Origin of the sequence: Cloacibacterium sp. (assembly GCF_047601505.1) — a bacterium.
Taxonomy (GTDB): Bacteria; Bacteroidota; Bacteroidia; order Flavobacteriales; family Weeksellaceae; genus Cloacibacterium.
This window is the reverse complement of sequence record NZ_JASGJD010000001.1, coordinates 2,117,915-2,137,508: the sequence shown is the minus strand read 5'-3', so window position 1 is coordinate 2,137,508 and position 19,594 is coordinate 2,117,915. Positions and strand designations below refer to the sequence as shown.

Annotated in this window: 18 protein-coding genes and 1 pseudogene; 5 read left to right on the top strand and 14 right to left on the bottom strand. The window is 30.4% G+C overall.

Annotated features, from left to right (window positions below; all coding sequences use genetic code 11):
* Window positions 1-4: 4 nt before the first annotated feature.
* The gene (locus tag QM746_RS09810) at window positions 5-2,056 is read left to right on the top strand and encodes a M48 family metalloprotease (RefSeq protein ID WP_414984055.1); all 2,052 of its coding nucleotides are present in this window, start codon (window positions 5-7) and stop codon (window positions 2,054-2,056) included.
* On the opposite strand, the gene rluF is transcribed toward QM746_RS09810, so the two are convergent.
* The 6 genes from rluF to QM746_RS09780 all read right to left on the bottom strand — a co-directional run bounded on the left by rluF (window position 2,053) and on the right by QM746_RS09780 (window position 6,618).
* Entirely contained in the window at window positions 2,053-2,775 is a 723-nt protein-coding gene (rluF, locus tag QM746_RS09805; RefSeq protein WP_414984054.1) for a 23S rRNA pseudouridine(2604) synthase RluF, read from the bottom strand. The two genes, QM746_RS09810 and rluF, sit on opposite strands and share 4 nt — an antisense overlap.
* Window positions 2,776-2,807: 32 nt before the next feature.
* Window positions 2,808-3,362 carry a hypothetical protein gene (locus tag QM746_RS09800; protein ID WP_414984053.1) on the bottom strand — a complete coding sequence of 185 codons (555 nt, stop codon included), beginning with the start codon at window positions 3,360-3,362 and terminating at the stop codon, window positions 2,808-2,810.
* The gene (gene truB, locus QM746_RS09795) at window positions 3,359-4,063 is read right to left on the bottom strand and encodes a tRNA pseudouridine(55) synthase TruB (RefSeq protein ID WP_414984052.1); all 705 of its coding nucleotides are present in this window, start codon (window positions 4,061-4,063) and stop codon (window positions 3,359-3,361) included. Before truB ends, QM746_RS09800 begins: the two co-directional genes overlap by 4 nt.
* 439 nt (window positions 4,064-4,502) lie before the next feature.
* Window positions 4,503-5,315, bottom strand: coding sequence for an undecaprenyl-diphosphate phosphatase (locus QM746_RS09790; RefSeq protein WP_414984051.1), 813 nt, complete (start codon window positions 5,313-5,315; stop codon window positions 4,503-4,505).
* A gap of 109 nt (window positions 5,316-5,424) precedes the next feature.
* The gene (locus tag QM746_RS09785) at window positions 5,425-5,703 is read right to left on the bottom strand and encodes a DUF3098 domain-containing protein (RefSeq protein WP_414984050.1); all 279 of its coding nucleotides are present in this window, start codon (window positions 5,701-5,703) and stop codon (window positions 5,425-5,427) included.
* A gap of 15 nt (window positions 5,704-5,718) precedes the next feature.
* The gene (locus QM746_RS09780; protein WP_374363848.1) at window positions 5,719-6,618 is read right to left on the bottom strand and encodes a cell division protein FtsX; all 900 of its coding nucleotides are present in this window, start codon (window positions 6,616-6,618) and stop codon (window positions 5,719-5,721) included.
* A gap of 356 nt (window positions 6,619-6,974) precedes the next feature.
* Between QM746_RS09780 and rsmA the strand changes: the two genes are divergently transcribed.
* On the top strand, window positions 6,975-7,745 hold the full coding sequence (gene rsmA / locus QM746_RS09775; RefSeq protein WP_414984049.1) for a 16S rRNA (adenine(1518)-N(6)/adenine(1519)-N(6))-dimethyltransferase RsmA: 771 nt from the start codon (window positions 6,975-6,977) through the stop codon (window positions 7,743-7,745).
* Here rsmA and QM746_RS09770 read toward each other — a convergent pair.
* Window positions 7,742-8,299: a coiled-coil domain-containing protein gene (locus tag QM746_RS09770; protein WP_374363846.1), complete on the bottom strand. Its 558-nt coding sequence runs from the start codon at window positions 8,297-8,299 to the stop codon at window positions 7,742-7,744. The genes rsmA and QM746_RS09770 overlap by 4 nt on opposite strands.
* 218 nt (window positions 8,300-8,517) lie before the next feature.
* Between QM746_RS09770 and QM746_RS09765 the strand changes: the two genes are divergently transcribed.
* A complete protein-coding gene (locus QM746_RS09765; protein WP_414984048.1) occupies window positions 8,518-9,447 on the top strand; it encodes a magnesium transporter CorA family protein in 930 nt (309 codons plus the stop codon).
* Between the two features lie 28 nt (window positions 9,448-9,475).
* Here QM746_RS09765 and QM746_RS09760 read toward each other — a convergent pair whose 3' ends face one another.
* The 4 genes and pseudogenes from QM746_RS09760 to QM746_RS09745 form a co-directional block, all read right to left on the bottom strand.
* Window positions 9,476-10,240 (bottom strand): TIGR02757 family protein, encoded by a 765-nt coding sequence (locus QM746_RS09760; RefSeq protein ID WP_414984047.1) that lies wholly within the window; start codon window positions 10,238-10,240, stop codon window positions 9,476-9,478.
* A 71-nt stretch (window positions 10,241-10,311) separates the two neighbouring features.
* Window positions 10,312-11,226 (bottom strand): ribonuclease Z, encoded by a 915-nt coding sequence (locus QM746_RS09755; RefSeq protein ID WP_414984046.1) that lies wholly within the window; start codon window positions 11,224-11,226, stop codon window positions 10,312-10,314.
* Between the two features lie 123 nt (window positions 11,227-11,349).
* A pseudogene (gene rdgB / locus QM746_RS09750) lies at window positions 11,350-11,918 on the bottom strand (RdgB/HAM1 family non-canonical purine NTP pyrophosphatase).
* A gap of 196 nt (window positions 11,919-12,114) precedes the next feature.
* Entirely contained in the window at window positions 12,115-12,939 is an 825-nt protein-coding gene (locus tag QM746_RS09745) for a lysostaphin resistance A-like protein (RefSeq protein ID WP_414984045.1), read from the bottom strand.
* A 301-nt stretch (window positions 12,940-13,240) separates the two neighbouring features.
* On the opposite strand from QM746_RS09745, the gene QM746_RS09740 reads away from it, so the two are divergent.
* Window positions 13,241-14,836 carry a peptide chain release factor 3 gene (locus QM746_RS09740; protein ID WP_414984044.1) on the top strand — a complete coding sequence of 532 codons (1,596 nt, stop codon included), beginning with the start codon at window positions 13,241-13,243 and terminating at the stop codon, window positions 14,834-14,836.
* 168 nt (window positions 14,837-15,004) lie between these two features.
* Entirely contained in the window at window positions 15,005-16,180 is a 1,176-nt protein-coding gene (locus QM746_RS09735; protein ID WP_414984043.1) for a DUF4349 domain-containing protein, read from the top strand.
* A gap of 283 nt (window positions 16,181-16,463) precedes the next feature.
* On the opposite strand, the gene QM746_RS09730 is transcribed toward QM746_RS09735, so the two are convergent.
* The 3 genes from QM746_RS09730 to QM746_RS09720 form a co-directional block, all read right to left on the bottom strand.
* Window positions 16,464-17,528, bottom strand: a complete 1,065-nt coding sequence (locus tag QM746_RS09730) for a DUF2891 domain-containing protein (RefSeq protein ID WP_414984042.1) — start codon at window positions 17,526-17,528, stop codon at window positions 16,464-16,466.
* Window positions 17,529-17,612: 84 nt separating this feature from the next.
* Complete coding sequence (gene pncA / locus QM746_RS09725; protein ID WP_414984041.1) at window positions 17,613-18,218, bottom strand: bifunctional nicotinamidase/pyrazinamidase; 606 nt, start codon at window positions 18,216-18,218, stop codon at window positions 17,613-17,615.
* Between the two features lie 197 nt (window positions 18,219-18,415).
* A complete protein-coding gene (locus QM746_RS09720) occupies window positions 18,416-19,558 on the bottom strand; it encodes an acyl-CoA dehydrogenase (protein ID WP_414984040.1) in 1,143 nt (380 codons plus the stop codon).
* Window positions 19,559-19,594: the final 36 nt, after the last annotated feature.

The window sequence follows — 19,594 nt, the reverse complement described above, 5'->3', positions numbered from 1 at the left end:
ACCAATGCCGAAAACTCTACCTCCAATTTCTAAAGAATACAAAAAACAAGTAACAAATTCTATATTATTTATATTTTTATTTTTCTTAATTTATCTTATTCTAATAGCTTTAGCTTTGGCTTTAGTCGCCGCAATAGGATATTTGGTAACTCAAATAATAATAAATTTAAAATTCAATTACCTTGTAATTCTTATTTGTGGCGGATTATTAGGAATGGCAGCTTTTATCTTAATATTTTTGGTAAAATTCATTTTTAGTTTTCAAAATAATGACACTAGCGCATTTATAGAAATTAATAGAAATAAAGAGCCAGAATTATTCAAATTGATAGATGAAGTTGTAAACGAAGTTGGAACAGAGCAACCCAAAAAAGTATTTCTATCTAATGATGTAAACGCTTTTGTAAATTACAATTCTACATTTTGGAGCATGTTTTTACCCGTAAAGAAAAATCTCACAATAGGAATGGGATTAATCAATACTACTACTGTAAGCGAATTGAAAGCAATACTTGCACACGAATTTGGTCACTTTTCGCAAAGAAGTATGAAAGTTGGAAGCTACGTAAATCAAGCAAATAAAATGATTTATGATATGCTTTACAACAATAAAAATTTTAATGAATCTATGGATAGTTTTGCAAATACACACATCATTATTGGAATATTTACAAAAATTTCGGTTTGGTTTATTAATGGAATTCAATGGATTTTGGCAAAATTTTATGATTTTTTGTATTTAAAACACATGTCTTTGAGCAGACAAATGGAATTCAATGCAGATGCTATCGCAACTTATGTTGTTGGTTCTGATGTAAAATCTGCTTCTTTATTGAGACTGGACCTTTCTGATGCTGCTCTTGGCAATTCTTTAAATTTCTATTTAGACAAAAAAATTAATTCGGACACCAAAAATATCTATCAAAACCAAACTATTTTGCTACATTATCTGGCAAAAGAAAACAACCATGATGTAAAAAATGAGTTACCTTATATTAATGAAAATGAATTAGATAGATACAATAAATCTAAACTTAAAATTGAAAACCAATGGGCTTCTCATCCTACTACAAAACAAAGAATTGAAGCAATAAAAAAACTAAATATTCCATCTGAGAATGTAGATAATAGACTCGCAAAAAGCATTGTGAAACAATTTGAAAACTATGCAGAAAAATTCACCAACAAACTTTTTGAGTACAATATGATTTCTCACACCGAAAATTACCTTACAGATGAAGAGTTTGAAGAGAAATACAAAGGTCTAATTAATGAGAAAACATTCAACAAAATTTTCAATTCTTATTATGATTCTAAAAATCCTCTTTTTGAAAATTCAGAACTACTCCATTCTGAAAATTCTTTATTAAATTCTGAAAATCTATTTTCCGACGAAAAAGTGAGTCTTGTTTTCGAGAAAAGTGCATTAGAAAATGATTCGAATGTTCTAGAAATGATTGAAAAAGGGAATTACAAACTTAAAATTTTTGATTATGACGGGATAAAATACACCAGAAGTCAAACTCCTAAAGCTTTAAGACTTCTAAAAAATAGAATGTCTTTTGTAGATGAAGAAATTAAAAAAAATGATAATAAAATCTATCAAACCATCTACCAAAAAGCAACTGAAGAAGAAAAAATAAAATTTTCTGAAATGGCAGAAAACTTCTTCAAAGCAGATAAAGATTTTGATGAATATTTTAATGCTTTTCAAAATTTTGTTCCATATTTAGAATTTATGTCTCAGCGTTTAGATTTTGAAACTATTTCTAAAAACAGATATACTTTACTCACAAAAGAAAAAGTTTTTAAAGAAAAAATTAAAGAGCTTTTATCCTCAAATTTTGAAAAATATATGCAAATTGAAGATAAAAAAATCTTGAACGATTACGTTGATGCTGTTTACATGTATTTTGAACACAATAAGTACAACAATGATGAAATAACAGCTTTAGACGGTGCTTTAAACAAATATAAAGAAGCTTTAAGTGGTTCTTATTTCAAAATGAAAAAGGAATTACTAAATTATATGGCAGAAATTTTAGAAAAAAATTAATCAATCGTTTTGCTAGAGTTTTCGAGGAGTAAATCTAGTTGTTGCATTTCTACATCTGTTAAATCTCTCCATTTTCCAATGGGCAAATCTAGTTTTATGTTCATAATTCTGATGCGCTTCAGTTTCTTTACTTCATAGCCAAGATATTCGCACATTCTACGGATTTGTCTGTTGAGACCTTGTGTAAGAACAATTCTGAACTGTAGCGTATCAATTTGTTCTACTTCGCATTTTCGGGTAACTGTATCTAAAATTGGTACTCCGTTGCGCATTTTTTCTAAAAATTTTGGAGAAATAGGTTTATCAACTCTTACAATATATTCTTTTTCGTGATTGTTTCTTGCGCGCAAAATTTTATTCACAATATCACCATCTGAAGTCAATAAAATAAGTCCTTCGCTCGGTTTGTCTAATCTTCCAATAGGGAAAATTCTTTTCGGGTGATTAATGTAATCTACAATATTGTTTTTTTCGCGTTTCGTATCGGTAGTACAAACAATGCCAACAGGTTTATTAAATGCAATGTAAACGTGTTTTTCTTCAGTTTTTTTGATGTTTTTACCATCAACAAAGATTTCATCAGCATCAGAAACTTTGGTTCCTAATTCTGGTTTTTTGCCATTAATGGTAATTCTGCCTTGCTCCAAAAGTCTGTCTGCTTCTCTTCTAGAACAAAAACCTACTTCTGATAAATATTTATTGATACGTGTTTCTTGCATTTTTTAAGTAATTAGTAATGAGCTACAAATAATTATTTTTCTCTTACTTTATTAGAATGAAATGTTATCCCAAAGTTTAAACCAATGTACAAATTATTTTTAAGTCCGTTTCCGAAACTCATGCTGTGATTTTCCAAAAAAAGTGAATAATAATACTTCATTCTTACGTTGATAGAATTTTGATCACCAATTCCTAAAGTATATAATCTTGCATTTCTCACATCACTTTTTGTAAGGGCAAAACCTGCATTAAAATACAAAAATCCAGAATCTGAAACATCTCCAAAATAAATTTTGGGTTGAAATATAAAATAAAAATTATTGATATTATCGTAAATATAATTATATCTAAAACCGGCTCCCAATCCAATTCTGTTTATTGGCTGAAAACCAACAACTGAAGTTAAACCTACATTCGCATTGAAATCTACATTATTATCTTCGTTGATAATATCTGCAACAGCTTTTCCTAAACCATAAGCAAATTGAGCATCTGTACTCCAATAAATTCCTTGGTTTTGATTTCTATTTTGTTGAGAAAACCCAAATATTGAAACTAAAATTAATAAAAAATAAAACTTTTTCATAATTCAATATTTTCAAATCTAAACTCATTTTCCAAAATATTAGATTGAGCATTTTCTACAGTGTACTCTCCTATTTTTGTTCTTCTGAGTTGCGTAAGATAGGCGCCAACTTCTAAACTCTGTCCAATATCGTGAGCCAAACTTCTAATATAAGTTCCTTTGCTACAACCTACTGTAAAACTAATAAAAGGCAAATTAATTTCCACATTATTGAGGTAATGAATTGTAGTTTTTCTAGATTTCATTTCTACATCTATTCCTTTTCTGGCTAAATCATAAGCTCTGTCTCCGTCAATTTTTATTGCAGAAAACACAGGCGGTATTTGCTCTATTTCTCCTACAAATTTTTCTAAAGTTTCAATGATAAAATCTTCCGTAATGTGAGAAAAATCTTTTGGTAGAATTTCGGGTTTTTCTGTGTCGTAAGATTCTGTTTGAACACCAATTTTTATTTCTGCCCAATATTCTTTTGGAGCATCTTGAATTTCGGGAATTTTTTTGGTGAATTTACCCGTACAAACAATCAGCAAACCTGTAGCTCTAGGGTCTAAAGTACCGGCATGCCCAATTTTAAATTTTTTAGGTAAATTAAATTCTCTTTTCAGTTTGTATTTTAACTTATTAACAGCCTGAAAACTAGTCCAATCCAAAGGTTTGTCTACTAATAGTATTTGTCCGTTTAAAAAATCTTCTGCTGTCATTTATTTAAGATTCAATATTTTCATTTCCAATTTGGTCTATTTCTTCGGATTTTAATATATCTTTCTGATTTACTTTAAAGAAGTTAACTAAAAAAAGGTAAAGCAAATTCAAGAATATTAAAAATAATTCTCCTTTAGTTTGTTCTTGAAAAAATCCAAAATAAAAATAAGCGTTAAAAATTTTAAAAACCGCTAAAAGCACTATAAATCCAATTAAAAAATTAATTAAAAATACAGATTTAGAATTTTTGTCTATTAGAAAAATTAAGATTACAATTATTATAATAAAATTAAAAACATTAATATAATATCTGATATGTTCTTTATCTATTATTAAAAAAAATTGAGTTAAATATTTAAAAATACTATATAATATTGTTAAAAAATAAATTATCGAAATCCAATAAATAATCTTATTTCTAAAAACTCTTTTTTCCATTTATTTAAACCAAGTAAAATATACCAAAAGCGCTATACCAACGATTATTCTGTACCAACCCCAAGGTTTGAAGCCGTATTTTTTAATCACTCCAATAAAGAATTTAATCGCAATTACAGCAACTACAAACGCTATAACATTTCCTAACAAAAACAATTTCAAATTGTCGCCTTGCATTAGCATTTCATAACCTTTTTGTTCAATCCCTTGATAATTGAATTTCTTCAAGAAAATAGAATAAACAGTAACAGCCAACATGGTAGGAACAGCCAAAAAGAAAGAAAATTCTGCAGCAGCTTCTCTGGTGAGTTTTTGTTGCATACCTCCAATAATTGAAGCGGCACTTCTACTGGTTCCTGGCATCATTGCTAAACATTGCCAAAACCCGATCATTATTGCTTTTTTTATAGAAATTTCTTTTTCGTTGTGTACAGTATGAACTTTAAAAACCTTATCAATAAACAATAAAACAACTCCGCCCAAAACCAAAACTATAGCAATTGGAATAGGATTTCCTAAGATTGCATCTATTTTATCATCAAATAATTTCCCTAAAACCAATGCAGGAAGTACTGCAAAAGCTAATTTAATGTAAAAATTAAAATTTTTAAAATCGAAGAACTTTTTCCAATACAGAAATACCACCGCTAGAATAGCTCCAAACTGAATAGACACTTGAAACATTTTTACAAATTCGTCTTCCTGAATACCAAAAATTGAGCTGGTAAAAATCATGTGAGCCGTAGATGAAACGGGCAAATATTCTGTAAGTCCTTCTATTATTGCAATAATAATTGCTTGTATTAAATCCATATTTTTATTGGTTTCAGCTTTCTGCAATCTGCATTTAGCTTTATTATAGTTATAAAAAAAACTTTGTCAAAGTTTTAATCTTTGACAAAGTTAATTATTTTGATTTCAATTATTTATTTCTCTTTAAAATGGCGAAAATTTCTACCACAAATCCAGAAATTACCAAAAGAGGTGCAATTCTGATTCTTCTAATAGAGAAAATATCGTCATTCCAAACATTTGGATCAAATTTTCCATCTACAGTATTGGCGTCTGCTCCCATCATCAAAACAAATCCCAATGCAATAAGCACCAAACCAATAATCATTAATTGATAATTTTTTTTACCAAAATAAAAAGGACTTTTTTCTTTGTTTTCAGTTTGAACTGAAGTTTTATTTTTAGACATTTTCTATATCAATTTCTATGAATAATAAAGATCATCTACACTAGAAGCTAAGAATCTCCAAGTTGCAAATATTGTACTAATAGTAGTTATTAGAATTCCAATTCCTACTACAATAAATACCAACCAAACATATTTATTGGTATCTTGAACAAAAGGAGTTCCTATTTCACTGGTAAAGAAGTACCAACCTGTAAATAATGCCGTAAGACCAATTGCAGCACCTACAATTCCTAAGATTATCGCTTCTTTTATAAACGGTTTTAAGATAAACCTTCTCTTTGCTCCTACCAATTGCATAGTCTTGATAATGAATCGTTTAGAGAAAATTTTAAGTCTTATAGAATTATTAATTAAAACCATTGCAACAATTAAAAATAAGACCGAAAAACCTAAAATCCAAGTAAGAATTCTATTCAGATTATTATATACTTCAATGGTAAGTTTACTATCATTTTTTACTTCTTTTATACCTTCTACATCGCTAATTTGTTTTACTACAGCATCAATTTTAGCTGGGTCTACAAATTCTGGTTTTAAGGTAACTTCTACAGATGGTGGAAAAATATTTCCTTCAAAAAGAGCTTCAGAATCTATTCCCAATTGAGTTTTAGCAATAGAAGTAGCTTCTTCTTGAGAGATAAATTTCGCTTTTTTAACAAAAGGAAGAAGTTTTATTCTTTCGTAAGTAATTTTATTCAATTCATCTGCTTTTGCAGAATCTTTTGGGTCAAGATGTTCATCAAAGTACGCTTCTACCACCAATTGCTCTTTAATATAATCAGAATATCTCTGAGCATTAATAAGGATAAGCCCGAAAAGTCCTACCAAAAATAAAACTAATGCAATACTTATTGATACTGTAATGTTACTAGAACGAAGTCGTTTTTTGTTTAAATCGTCTGCTAATTTTGCCATCAATAAAAAATTTTCTGCTAAAATAGAAAAAAAACTCCGAAACTCGCCTTTGTAGAAGTCTTAAACTGTGTTAAAAAATCTTAAAACTTATTTGGGCGTGCCCTTTTTTGCCAAGCTTCTCCTCTACAAAAAAGGTCGTTCTTCGCTCACTCGCTTTTATATTTTTTCCAACGCTCCAAACCCATTCAAAAAAATATAAAGAGCTCAAACACATCGCTTCGCACTCACGCAGAAAACAAAACCAACAACATCATTCTTATCAAAAAAAACTAATTCAGAATAAAAAAATAACGTTGAATTGGAATCTAAATTTATGTTAAAGACAAAATTCATATCTTTACAAAAATTTTAAAATCTTGAACGTAAAAGCCAAAAAACACCTCGGTCAACATTTCCTTACAGACGAAAATATCGCTAAAAAAATTGTAGATAGTCTTGATTTTCAAGAGTACAAATATGTATTAGAAGTTGGTCCTGGCACAGGAGTTCTTACCAAATATTTATTAGAAAAACCTACCGAAACTTACGTTGCAGAAATTGATACAGAATCTATAGAATATCTAAAAATAAATTATCAAAAACTTGAAAACAAACACTTTACAGGTGATTTCCTAAAAATTAATTTAAGTAATATTTTTGATAATGAAGTGGCTGTAATTGGGAATTTTCCTTATAATATTTCGTCGCAAATTCTTTTTAAAATTATTGATAATTACCAACAAATTCCAGAAATGGCGGGTATGTTCCAAAAAGAAGTTGCCGAGAGAACTGCTGCTGTACCAAGAACCAAAGATTATGGAATTCTCACCGTTTTGGTGCAGGCTTATTATGATGTAAAATATCTTTTTACGGTTCACGAAAACGTTTTCAATCCGCCTCCAAAAGTAAAATCTGGCGTTATAAAATTGACCAGAAACAGAAAAGAAGGCTTAGAAGGAAACGAAGAACTTTTTAAACAAATTGTGAAAACTGGCTTTAATCAAAGAAGAAAAAAATTGAGCAACGCTCTAAAACCTCTTAACATCCCAGAAAGCTTAAAAAATCACACTTTTATGGACAAACGCGCTGAAGAATTAAGCGTAGAAGATTTTATTAATTTTACAAAAGAGTGGAAATCTGCAAATTAATTTTCGTCGTCTTCTATCAATTCTTTTAGCTGAGCTTGTAATTCGTTGATTCTATTTTTCAAAGATTTTATTTCGCTGGTATTGCTAGAAACATTGCTTTTTAGGATTACTTTTTTGGCTTTTTCCTTGTGCTCGTCATCATCATCATCGTCATCATCAGCAATTTCATCTATATCTTCTTGAATTTCGTCTATATCTTCTTGAATTTCATCAATATCTTCGCTAATTTCTTCAATATCTTCTTGAATATATTCTATATCTTCTTGAATTTCAGTAACATCTTCTTTCAAATCTTCGATATGCTCATGACTTTTATTTACAGACATTTGAATAAAAATAGACAAATAAATAGCTTCTAAAGAAACAACAGTGGTAAGAACCAGCAACATCTTATCAAACTCTACCAAACCAAAAACAGAAAGTGAAAATGATATAATAAATCCAAAAGTATGTGCTATTAAAGATTGTATAGAACCAATCCATACAATAGCTTTATCCGAAAATTTATCAATAATTGTTGGTATTTTTTTTATCTTCAAATCTTTTGATTTCATTTTCTAATTTTTTACAAATTTACAATTAAAATTTCTTTAAAATTGTATTAATAAAAATTCACAATGGGTTTTCAGTACTAATTTTCGTAAATTTGCAAAGATTTTGATTTCGGCACATTTATAAGATGCAAAAAATCAATTCTCTGAATGAAATTTGGGCTACCAAAAGTGCAAGGTTCTAGTTAAGTTTAATCTTTAATTCCAAAAAAAATCTAGAAATGAAAAACATTTATTACATAGAAAAAAAGATAAATAAAGAAAACGAACTAAGAAAAAGAGCCTGGATAAGTATAGAAGAACCTTCTACCGAAGACAAAAATTTTCTTTTAGACGAATTAAAAATTCCTGCTGCTTTCTATAATGATATTGAAGATATAGACGAACGCCCAAGAATTGAAGTGGAAGACGATTGGACTTTTGTTCTGCTTCGTATTCCTTATAAAACAACCAACGAAAAATCTCCCTTTATAACCATTCCTTTAGGTATTGTTTACAATGATGATTATTTTGTAACCATTACTTTTTATAAGACAGATTTGTTACAAGATTTTGTAAACTACTATTCTACCAGAAAATCTATAGTAGAAACAGATAATCTAAACCTTATTTTGAGATTTCATCTTAGCGCAAGTGTTTGGTTTTTGAAATATTTGAAACAAATCAACATCCAAATTAAAAATGCAGAAAACGATTTGGAACGTTCTATCAAAAATGAAGATTTGCAAACGCTATTTAATATAGAAAAGTCTTTAGTTTATTTCAGTACATCACTTAGAAGTAACGAAATTTTGCTTTACAGATTCAAAAATCAAAGAAAAATTAAAAATATTTTAGACGAAGAACTTCTAGAAGACGTAGAAATTGAGCTAAAACAAGCCATTGATTCTTCTCATATCGTTAGTGATATCCTTAGCGGAATGATGGACGCTTATGCTTCTGTTATTTCTAATAATCTGAACGTAATAATGAAGAGATTAACTTCTATCTCTATTATTTTGATGATTCCTACACTTATCGCCAGTATTTACGGAATGAACGTTACCAATCATCTAGAAAATAATCCAAACGGAATTTATTTAATTCTTTTCGGTTCTATTATTCTTTCGATTGTTGGAGTTTGGGTATTTTTAAAGAAAAAATGGTTTTAAAAAATCATTTTACGTTTTTAAATAAGAATTAAAACTCTTTAGAAACACCAATTCCGAAAAGTGCAAAATCATAAATTGCAGGATCTTTGGAATTGTATTTTCTAATCATTTTGTCTAATTCTTCCACTGCTTTCCAATCATTTTGAGTTCGGCTGAGAATTCCTAATTTTCTGGAAATATTCGCCGTGTGAACATCAAGCGGAATTGATAAATATTTTTGAGGTACATTTTTCCAAATCCCAAAATCTACTCCTTTTTTATCTTGACGAACCATCCATCTCAGAAACATTACCAATCTTTTTGAAGCCGAATTTTTATAAGGCGAACTTACGTGTTTATGACTTCTGTGAAGCGTTTCACCTAAAAAATGATTTCTAAATCTTTCGATGGAATGATAGTAATTTTCTTCGTTTTCTTGAAGTAAAAATAGATTTTCGAGACTTTCAGATTCTGTATAAATTCTTTTTAAATTGAGAAGAAATTGTTTAAAATCTTCACCAGAAAATGTTCTATGAACGGCTTTATTATCTAATTTTTCTAAATCCTTTTCAGAAGCATTCATCACAAAATCATAAGGAGAATTCCCCATAAAATTGATGATTTTTTGAGCCGAAGTAATGATAGATTTTCTATTTCCCCAAGCTATTGTAGCCGAAAAAAACGCCGAAATTTCTATATCTTGCTTCAATGAAAACTGGTGAGGAATAGAAATTGGGTCTAGCTCAATAAAATCCAAATGATTGTATTGTTCTGCTTTTTGGTTCAAAAAATCAAAGATTTCTTGTTCGTTCATTGATTATAATTGACTATTAATGGATGATATTTGATTTTAATCAATACAAATAAAATCAAAAATTGTAAATCCTAAATCTTTACAGGTTCTAATTGCTTTGGAAGGTACGTTTCTGGAAAAATCTCACAAGCCTCTTTTAGAAAAACATTGTAATCTGCATATCTGTTAGAAAAATGTCCTAAAATCAATTTTTTAGCTTTGGCTTTTCTGGCAATTTTGGCAGCTTCTAGCGCTGTTGTATGTCCTGTATATTCTGCCATTTCTTTCAAATCGTGCAAAAAAGTAGCTTCATGATACAACAAATCTACATTTTTAATAATCGGAACAATACTTTCAGAATATCTGGTATCACTACAAAAAGCGTAAGAAACGGGCATTTCTGCGGGTTTTGTAAGTGTTTCGTTTTTCAAGACATAACCATCACTCAAAATAAAATCTTTTCCTCGTTTAAGATTATGATAATCACAAATTTCTATTTCTGGATATTTAGAAATTTCTTTCATATCAAGATGTCTTTCTTTTGGTTTTTCTTTAAAAAGATAACCGTTGCAATAGATTCTGTGGTCTAGCGGAATGGTATAAACTTCTACTCTATTGTCTTCGAAAATTTTCTCAGATTTTTTAGAAGAAAGTTCATGGAAAATTACTTTAAAACCTTGATACGTTTCGGTATATTTAAAAATAGTTTCCATCATTGCTTTAATTCCTTTTGGCCCGTAAACATTAAGCGGCGTGTCTCTTCCTAAAAGTCTGAAACTAGAAATTAAACCTGGCAAACCAAAAACGTGGTCGCCATGAAGATGAGAAATAAAAATATGATTAATTTTTGAGAATTTTGCTTTAGCTCTTCTTAGCTGCACCTGCGTTCCTTCGCCACAATCAATAAGAAAACAACGTTCTTCCATTTCAAGAAACTGTGAGGTGGGAGCAGATTTCACTGTTGGAATTGCAGAATTAAAGCCGAGAATCGTTAAATAAGTACTCAAATTGTTGAATATTGGGTGTTGATGATAGGTGTTTGGTGTTTTGCAAATTTATGACTTTTGCCACGAATTCACGAAAAATAAAAAAATTGTTTTAGAAAATACATTTTTGAATTTTCTAAAGATTTATTTTTCTAAAAATTGCAAAAATTTATCCAATGCATTTTTTCTGTGGCTGATGGCGTTTTTTTCTTCTGAAGGCATATCTGCAAAAGAAATTTCATAATTTTCTGGAATAAAAATCGGGTCGTAGCCGAAACCTTTTTGCCACTTCTTTCTTTGCTTAGATTTCCATAAACTCTTCCTTCGAAATAATGAGTTGAATTTTCATCGTGCAAACACAAAACGGTAATAAAATAAGCTTCTCGGCTTTCTTCATTTTGCATTTCTTCTAAAACTTTTTCAATGTTTTTATCAAAATCGTGGTCTCCTGCGTAACGAGCAGAAAAAATTCCGGGTCTCCCGTCTAGCGCCGGAACCACCAAACCAGAATCGTCTCCCAAACTTGGTTTTCCTGTTTTTTCGAAGCAAAACTTGGCTTTAATTAAAGCGTTTTCGTGGAAGGAATTTCCGTCTTCTATAATTTCGTCGTGGATGTTATAATCTGTAAGAGAAGTGATTTTATATTTTTCGCCAAGAATTTGTTGAATTTCTTCTTTCTTGTGTAAATTGTGTGTTGCAACTAAGATTTCCATTTTTTATAATTGATGGTTGATGATTGATTGAAATTTGTAATTTTATAAAGTCTCATAATTTTAAATATGTTCATTTTTTGCAGCCCGACCTGAGTGAAAATCCTTTTTTTTGTTTTGGCAAAGCTTTGGCAAAAAAAGATTGGGAATCCTTCGACATGCTCAGGATAAACTCTTGCGGAAATAGCTGCCCTAAAATTCATTCTCGATAATATACTCTATTTTTATACATAAATAAGTAGTAAAAAACGGCAAAAATAACAATTCCAATAAATAAAATAAGATAATTAGGAATTTGTAACAACTCTGCAAAACTGTCTGTATCATAAAACTTCATCATTATTGCAGCAATTGTATTATTAAAAAAATGTAGAAAAATAGACATTAATAAAGATTTCGTTCTGAAATAAACCACTCCCAAAACAATTCCCAGAAGAAAAGCACCAATAAATTGCCAAGGATTGAAATGAACAATACCAAAAATAAGGGCAGAAACAAGAATTGCATTTCTAGGTTTTACGCCGTTATTAATCATTCCTTTTTGGATAATTCCTCGGAAAATAATTTCTTCTATAATTGGTGCAAAAAAGCTCACCAATAGAAAAACCATAAAAGTATTATCTGAAATTGCTTCCATCTGTTCCGAAAAAAGCTGATACCATTCTCCAAAAACAGGTCCAGAAATTGGAATAAGTGAAGTGGTAAATTCTGCAATAAGCATCATCCCAAACATCATTGGGAAAATGAGTAAATAAACATGAAAAGGTCTTGTTTGCATATTAAAATTGAGAACTTTTCCTTTTCTTCTCATTACAAAATAATCAAAAGCCCAAATTACAGGTAAAAAAGTAAATAAATAACTCAAAATATTAAATGCTTCATTGTATCTAATATCTACTCGAAAATAATCAAAAGACAATTTCACGATAACTCCAATAAGAGAAGACGAGAAAACCAATGCAAGAATCATCACTATTGCACCGTAACTGTCTAAAATGTAATTTCTATATTTCGAATTATTCATAAAATTTAAAGTAAAAAAATAATAAACTGAAATCTAAACCTATTTTCCCAGCAAAGAAACGATTCTTTTCACAGATTATTGGTATTCTGGATTAGAAGAATTTTAAAATTTCATAGAAATATCCGTTTGAGAATAAGAGACGTTTTTGAAATCACTGAAATTTTCATCAAAGATAAATATTTAGCTGGAAGTCAGAAGTCGGAAGTTTTTAAAAAATATATTGTATTACTACGCTGTCAAAATTTTTAAAATTTTCATTTCTCGTTAAAAATCACGATTTTTGCACTTTCAAAATTTAGAAATGAGCTTATTAGACGAAATATCAAAACGTAAAACCTTCGGGATTATCTCTCACCCAGATGCTGGTAAAACTACTTTGACAGAGAAATTACTTCTTTTCGGAGGTGCAATTCAAGAAGCGGGTGCTGTAAAATCCAATAAAATTAAAAAAGGAGCAACTTCCGATTTCATGGAAATTGAAAGACAGAGAGGAATCTCCGTGGCAACTTCGGTTTTAGCTTTTGAATATAAAGGAAAGAAAATCAATATTTTAGACACACCAGGTCACAAAGATTTTGCAGAAGATACTTACAGAACACTTACGGCAGTAGATTCTGTAATTGTAGTGATAGACGTTGCAAAAGGTGTGGAAGAGCAAACTGAAAAATTGGTAGAAGTATGTAGAATGCGAAAAATTCCAATGTTGGTTTTCATTAATAAACTCGATAGAGAAGGAAAAGATGCGTTTGATTTATTAGACGAAGTAGAGCAAAAATTAGGTTTAAAAGTGGTTCCGCTTTCGCTTCCGATTGGTATGGGAAGTGATTTCCAAGGAATTTATAATATTTGGGAAAAAAACATTCAGTTATTTTTAGAAGAAAAAAAGCAAAAAGTTGGAGAAAGTATTGTGATTAAAGATATTAACGATGCTTCTATCGACGAAATTATCGGCGAAAAAGCCGCTTCTACTCTTCGAGAAGAAATGGAACTGATAGAATCTGTTTACCCAGAATTCGACAGAGAACAATACCTTACTGGCGAACAACAACCGGTGTTTTTCGGTTCTGCTCTTAATAATTTTGGAGTTAGAGAGTTGCTAGATGCGTTTGTAGAAATTGCACCAATGCCTCAGCCTAAAGAATCTGATGAGAGACTTGTAAACCCCGAAGAAAAGAATTTTACAGGATTTGTGTTTAAAATTCATGCTAATATGGATCCGAAACACCGTGACAGATTGGCTTTCGTGAAAATTGTATCTGGAACTTTCAAAAGAAACGAAAATTATCTTTTGGTGAGAGAAGGCAAAAAAATGAAATTTTCTTCTCCCAATGCTTTCTTTGCAGATAAAAAAGAAGTGGTAGATGAGAGTTTCCCGGGAGATATTGTTGGGCTTCACGATACCGGAAGTTTCAGAATTGGAGATACTTTAACAGCTGGAGAAAAAATTCTATTTAAAGGAATTCCTAGTTTTTCACCAGAACATTTCCGTTATATTAACAATGATGATCCTTTGAAGGCAAAACAATTGGCAAAAGGTATAGACCAATTAATGGACGAAGGTGTAGCGCAATTGTTTACTCTAGAAATGAATGGCAGAAAAATTATTGGAACTGTGGGCGCACTTCAGTACGAAGTAATTCAGTACAGATTAGAGCACGAATATGGCGCAAAATGCACCTATGAACCAATAGGAATTCACAAAGCTTGTTGGATTGAAGCCGATGAAAAATCTGAAGAATTTAAAGAATTTGCAAGATTGAAACAACGTTTTATGGCGAGAGACAACCACGGACAAATGGTTTTCTTGGCAGATTCGGCGTTTACGATTCACATGACGCAAGAAAAATTCCCGAATGTGAAATTACATTTCATAAGTGAATGGAATAATGCAAAATAATTATAAATTTTAAATGAATCTTCAAGGAAACTTGGAGATTTTTTTTGTAAAAACTTCGTAAATTATTTTACAATTCACTGATTTTCAAATCTGTAATACAAATACGATTTTTTACCTATTTTTAGGGAATATTTTTTGTATTAAGTTTGGCACTAACAAAATAAAATTATGAAAAAATTAATTTTTAGCATTTTCACCGCTTCTATCCTATTGGTAGCTTGTAATAAATCTGACATGAAACAAGCATCTGACACCATCAAAAATGCGGATAGTCTTTTCCAAGAAGCTAAAGAAGGCTACAATACTTTAGATTCTATTTCGAAAGCTGTAAAAGATTCTAACAGCACCATTGGAAAAGTAATTATTCCAGAAATAGATAAACATAAAGAAATTATAGAAGATGCCATTAAAAAAGGAAATATCAGTATAGATTCTGTTCAAAGAGAATTTGATAAAATAAAGGCAAAAGCTCAACAAAACGAAGAAATAAAAAAAGCGATAGATTCTGTAGCTTCCGTTGCTGAAGCCAATCCTGAAAATACAAAAGTTAAAAATCTTTTAGAATCTGCCAATAAAATTCTGAAACATTCTAACGAGAATTCTCAACCTTCTGCACCAAAAATTTCTCAAAATGATGTAAAAATTTCATCACAAAAAACAGAAATTGTTCCTATAGTAAAAACCGCTAGATTAAACATCTTGGTGGAAGATATTTCGGGGGCAAAAGAAATGCTCCAACAAGAACTTAGAAATACCAACGGAGATTTAGTTACCGAAAGTTATTCTGAAAACGAAGGCATTGCAAAAGAATATATTACTGCAAAAGTTCCTTTGTACAATTTTAATAATTTGGTTAATAATTTAGCAAATTTAGGAGCCGTAGAAACCAAAACTACCGATTCTAGAGGAAAAGATTATGACTCTAATCAAATGTGTGATGTAGAAATTACACTGGTAGATCATTCTATTTCTAATTCTTCTGTAACTCCCGCAGAAGATTTGAACATCGTAAACGGAGACGAAAAGAAAGATGAAACTTTTGGAGACAAATCTGAAGGTGCATTTATGAAAGGATTTGGTGTCATAGGAAGTTTATTTTTGGCATTATTACCATTCTGGCCAATATTCTTAATTGCAGGAATTGTTTGGTATTTTGTAGCGAAAAAGAATAAGAAAAAACGCGAAGAAGAGTTCCAAAGACAATTGGCAATAGAAAAAGAAAAGCTGAAAAGCACAGAAAAATCAGAAAATCAAGAAATTAAAACCCAAGAAAACGTAGAAAAACCAACTACAGAAGAACAAAAAAACGACGATGATATTTCTAAATATCTTCCGAAAGAGTAATGAAAAATTAAAGAATTATAATATCTAAAAAATTCAAATCCTTCAGAATTTTCTGAAGGATTTTTTCTAGAAAAATAAATCACTAAAAAATTTTAAAATATTCTTCAAAATAGTTCCTGTTGATGCATTATCAAGTTTTTTATCAATATATTGTTGAATTTCTTCTTTAGATTTTCCTTTTAATTTTTTGACATCTTTATTAATAAAATAAATTGCTACAGCAAAAGTTGTTAATGAGATAAGGCTTAATATTATAAACTCTTTTGTTATAATTGAAATATTATTACTTACTCAAAGCATACACCGCAAAACTCGCCAACCAATGGTCGCCGCCATAATTTCCTTTAAAAACTAAAGGCAATGCATTTTCTAAAAACTTGGCAGAAGTTTCTTCAAAATGTTTTTTGTATCGGTGATTTTCTGGTAAAACTTTGGCAATATTTTTCATACACCAACTTCTAGTAAAACTTAAACCAACCAAATGAACGGTTTGATAATCATTAATATCCGAAATTATTGGGAGTTGAGAAATATTTTCTAAACTTCGCTTTTCATAGAATTTATTAAACCATTTTACGTATTCTTTTTGAGGTAAAATTCTCGTCATTAAATCTGCAATTTCTAAACTTGGTGAGAAAAAATCGCTTCCATCTGGTTCTAAATAAGCAGGCGTTTTTTCGTCTTTTAAGTAAAAATATTTTGCTTTTTCTATCAGTTGATTTTCAAAATCTTTTTCTCCAGTTGCTCTCGCCCAATCTATGGCAAAACTAAGTGCAAATGCTGTATTAGGATGTACTCCAGTTCTATTAGGATAGGTTTGTTTAGGCAAATAATCTTTCCAAAGCGTAAGAATTTCATCTGTTAAAGGTTTTAAATTTTTGTGCCAAATTTTCGCTTTTGGATTGTCCCAAGTTACCAATTCTGCATCTAATTGCAGCAGCCATGCCCAACCATAAGTTCTCTCAAAGCCTTTCGCTACTTGATATTTATTAAAATATTCTGCTTCTGTTTTTATTTTTTCGGGTTGAAAAGAACCATCCAAAATATTAATAATTTCTTCTTTATTTTTTAAGAAAGGTTTGTCTTTCAGTAATTTTACAAGCATCCAATGTCCATGAACCGACGAATGCCAATCGAAACAGCCATAAAAACTTGGGTGCAATTCTTTTGGCGTAAGTTTCACATCTATCTCATTATTAATAACATGTGCAGTTTTATTAGGATATTCTTGGTTGATGCAATGCAAAGGTTTTTCGGATAAGCTCGTTGCAATTTCTTCGGTAAGTGTAGGAATTTGAGCAGAAAAACCCATCGAAATCAAAATTAAAAACACAGAAAATTTCTTCATTTATTCAAATTTTGTATAAATATAAAAAATCCCGCCCAAAAAACTGAGCAGGAAGTATTTAAAATGATTGAGTGTTTATAAATTCTATGACAAAATCGTCACATTATTTTCTAAAAGTTGAAAAATTGCATCTTTATCGTTTCCGGGTTGTGCATTTACGGCTTTTGTTCCTTTAAAATGCAGACAAGTAATAAAACCTGCATTTGCAGCATCAAGGCAAGTATATTTCACACAATAATCTAATGCCAAACCTACAATTTCTACAATTTCTATGTCTTTGAATTTCAAATAATCTTCCAAATCAGTTTTCATAAAATGGTTGTTATCCTGAAATCCGCTATAGCTGTCAACTTCTGTATTTTTACCTTTTTGAACAATGTGAGTTACATTTTTTATATTCAAATCTGGATGAAATTCAGCACCCGAAGTTCCTTGTACACAATGGTCTGGCCACATAAATTGAGGCAAACCGTTCAGATTGATAACCTCTCCTACTTTTCTGCCATTGTTTGAAGCAAAACTTTTATGATTTGCAGGATGCCAATCTTGGGTAAGGATTATTTCGTCATACGTAGTATCTTCCATCAAAAGATTTACATAAGGAATGATGCTATTAGCTTCTGGAACGGCTAATGCTCCACCTTCGCAAAAATCATTTTGAACATCTACTACAATCAGCGCTTTTTTCATAATTTTTAGATTTGAATTTCAAAAATAAAGACAAAAATCTATCCAAAAAACCAATTTGTGACAAAAATTCTCAATTTACGATTTGAAATTTTTGATTTAAGATATTTTAAAATGAAAAAAGCTCAGAAAAATCTGAGCTTTGGTAGTTAATTGATTTACAGAAATCGTAATTCTAAAATCGTGTATCTTAAATTGAATTATTTCTTGGCAATACTTCTGGAGATTACAATTTTCTGGATTTCTGAAGTTCCTTCGTAAATCTGAGTAATTTTAGCGTCTCTCATCATACGCTCTACATGATATTCTTTTACATAACCATAACCGCCGTGCACTTGCACCGCTTCTATTGTAGTATCCATCGCAACTTGCGAAGCGTATAATTTTGCCATTGCACCAGATTCTGAAATATCTAAACCAGCAGCTTTTTCTGCAGCAGCTTTGTAGCAAAGCATTCTTGCAGCCGTAATATTAACGTGCATATCTGCCAATTTGAAAGCAATTGCTTGGTGATTAATAATTTCTGTACCGAAAGATTTCCTTTCTTTAGCATATTTTAGTGCCAGTTCATAAGCACCAGAAGCAATTCCTAACGCCTGAGAAGCAATACCGATTCTTCCACCGTTTAAAACAGCCATTGCAAAATTAAATCCAAAACCATCTTCTCCAATTCTATTTTCTTTAGGAACTTTAACATCTGTAAACATTAGAGAATGCGTATCAGAACCTCTAATTCCTAGTTTTTCTTCTTTTTTACCAATTGCAAAACCTTCCCAACCTTTTTCTACAATAAATGCATTAATTCCTTTGTGTTTTTTTTCGGGATAAGTTTGTGCTATTACGATATAATATTGTGCATTTCCACCATTGGTAATCCAGTTTTTAGTACCATTAAGTAGATAATAATCTCCCATATCTACTGCAGTAGTTTTTTGGGAAGTAGCATCAGAACCAGCTTCTGGTTCCGAAAGACAAAAAGCACCAATTACCTCTCCTTTTGCTAGAGGAACTAAATATTTTTGTTTTTGTTCTTCGCTGGCAAATTTTTCTAAACCAGCACATACCAAAGAATTATTAACCGACATTACCACCGCCGCAGAAGCATCTACTTTAGCAATTTCTTCCATTGCAATTACATAAGAAACATAATCCATCCCAGAGCCACCGTATTTAGGATCTACAAACATTCCTAGGAAACCTAATTCTCCCATTTTCTTTACTTGTTCGTATGGAAATTTCTGGTGTTCGTCTCTTTCTATAACGCCAGGTAAAAGTTCAGTTTGCGCAAAATCTCTCGCTGCTTGCTGAATCATCAGTTGTTCTTCTGTTAAATTAAAATCCATTTTAGTTTATAATTTTTATGCTCGTAAATATACATT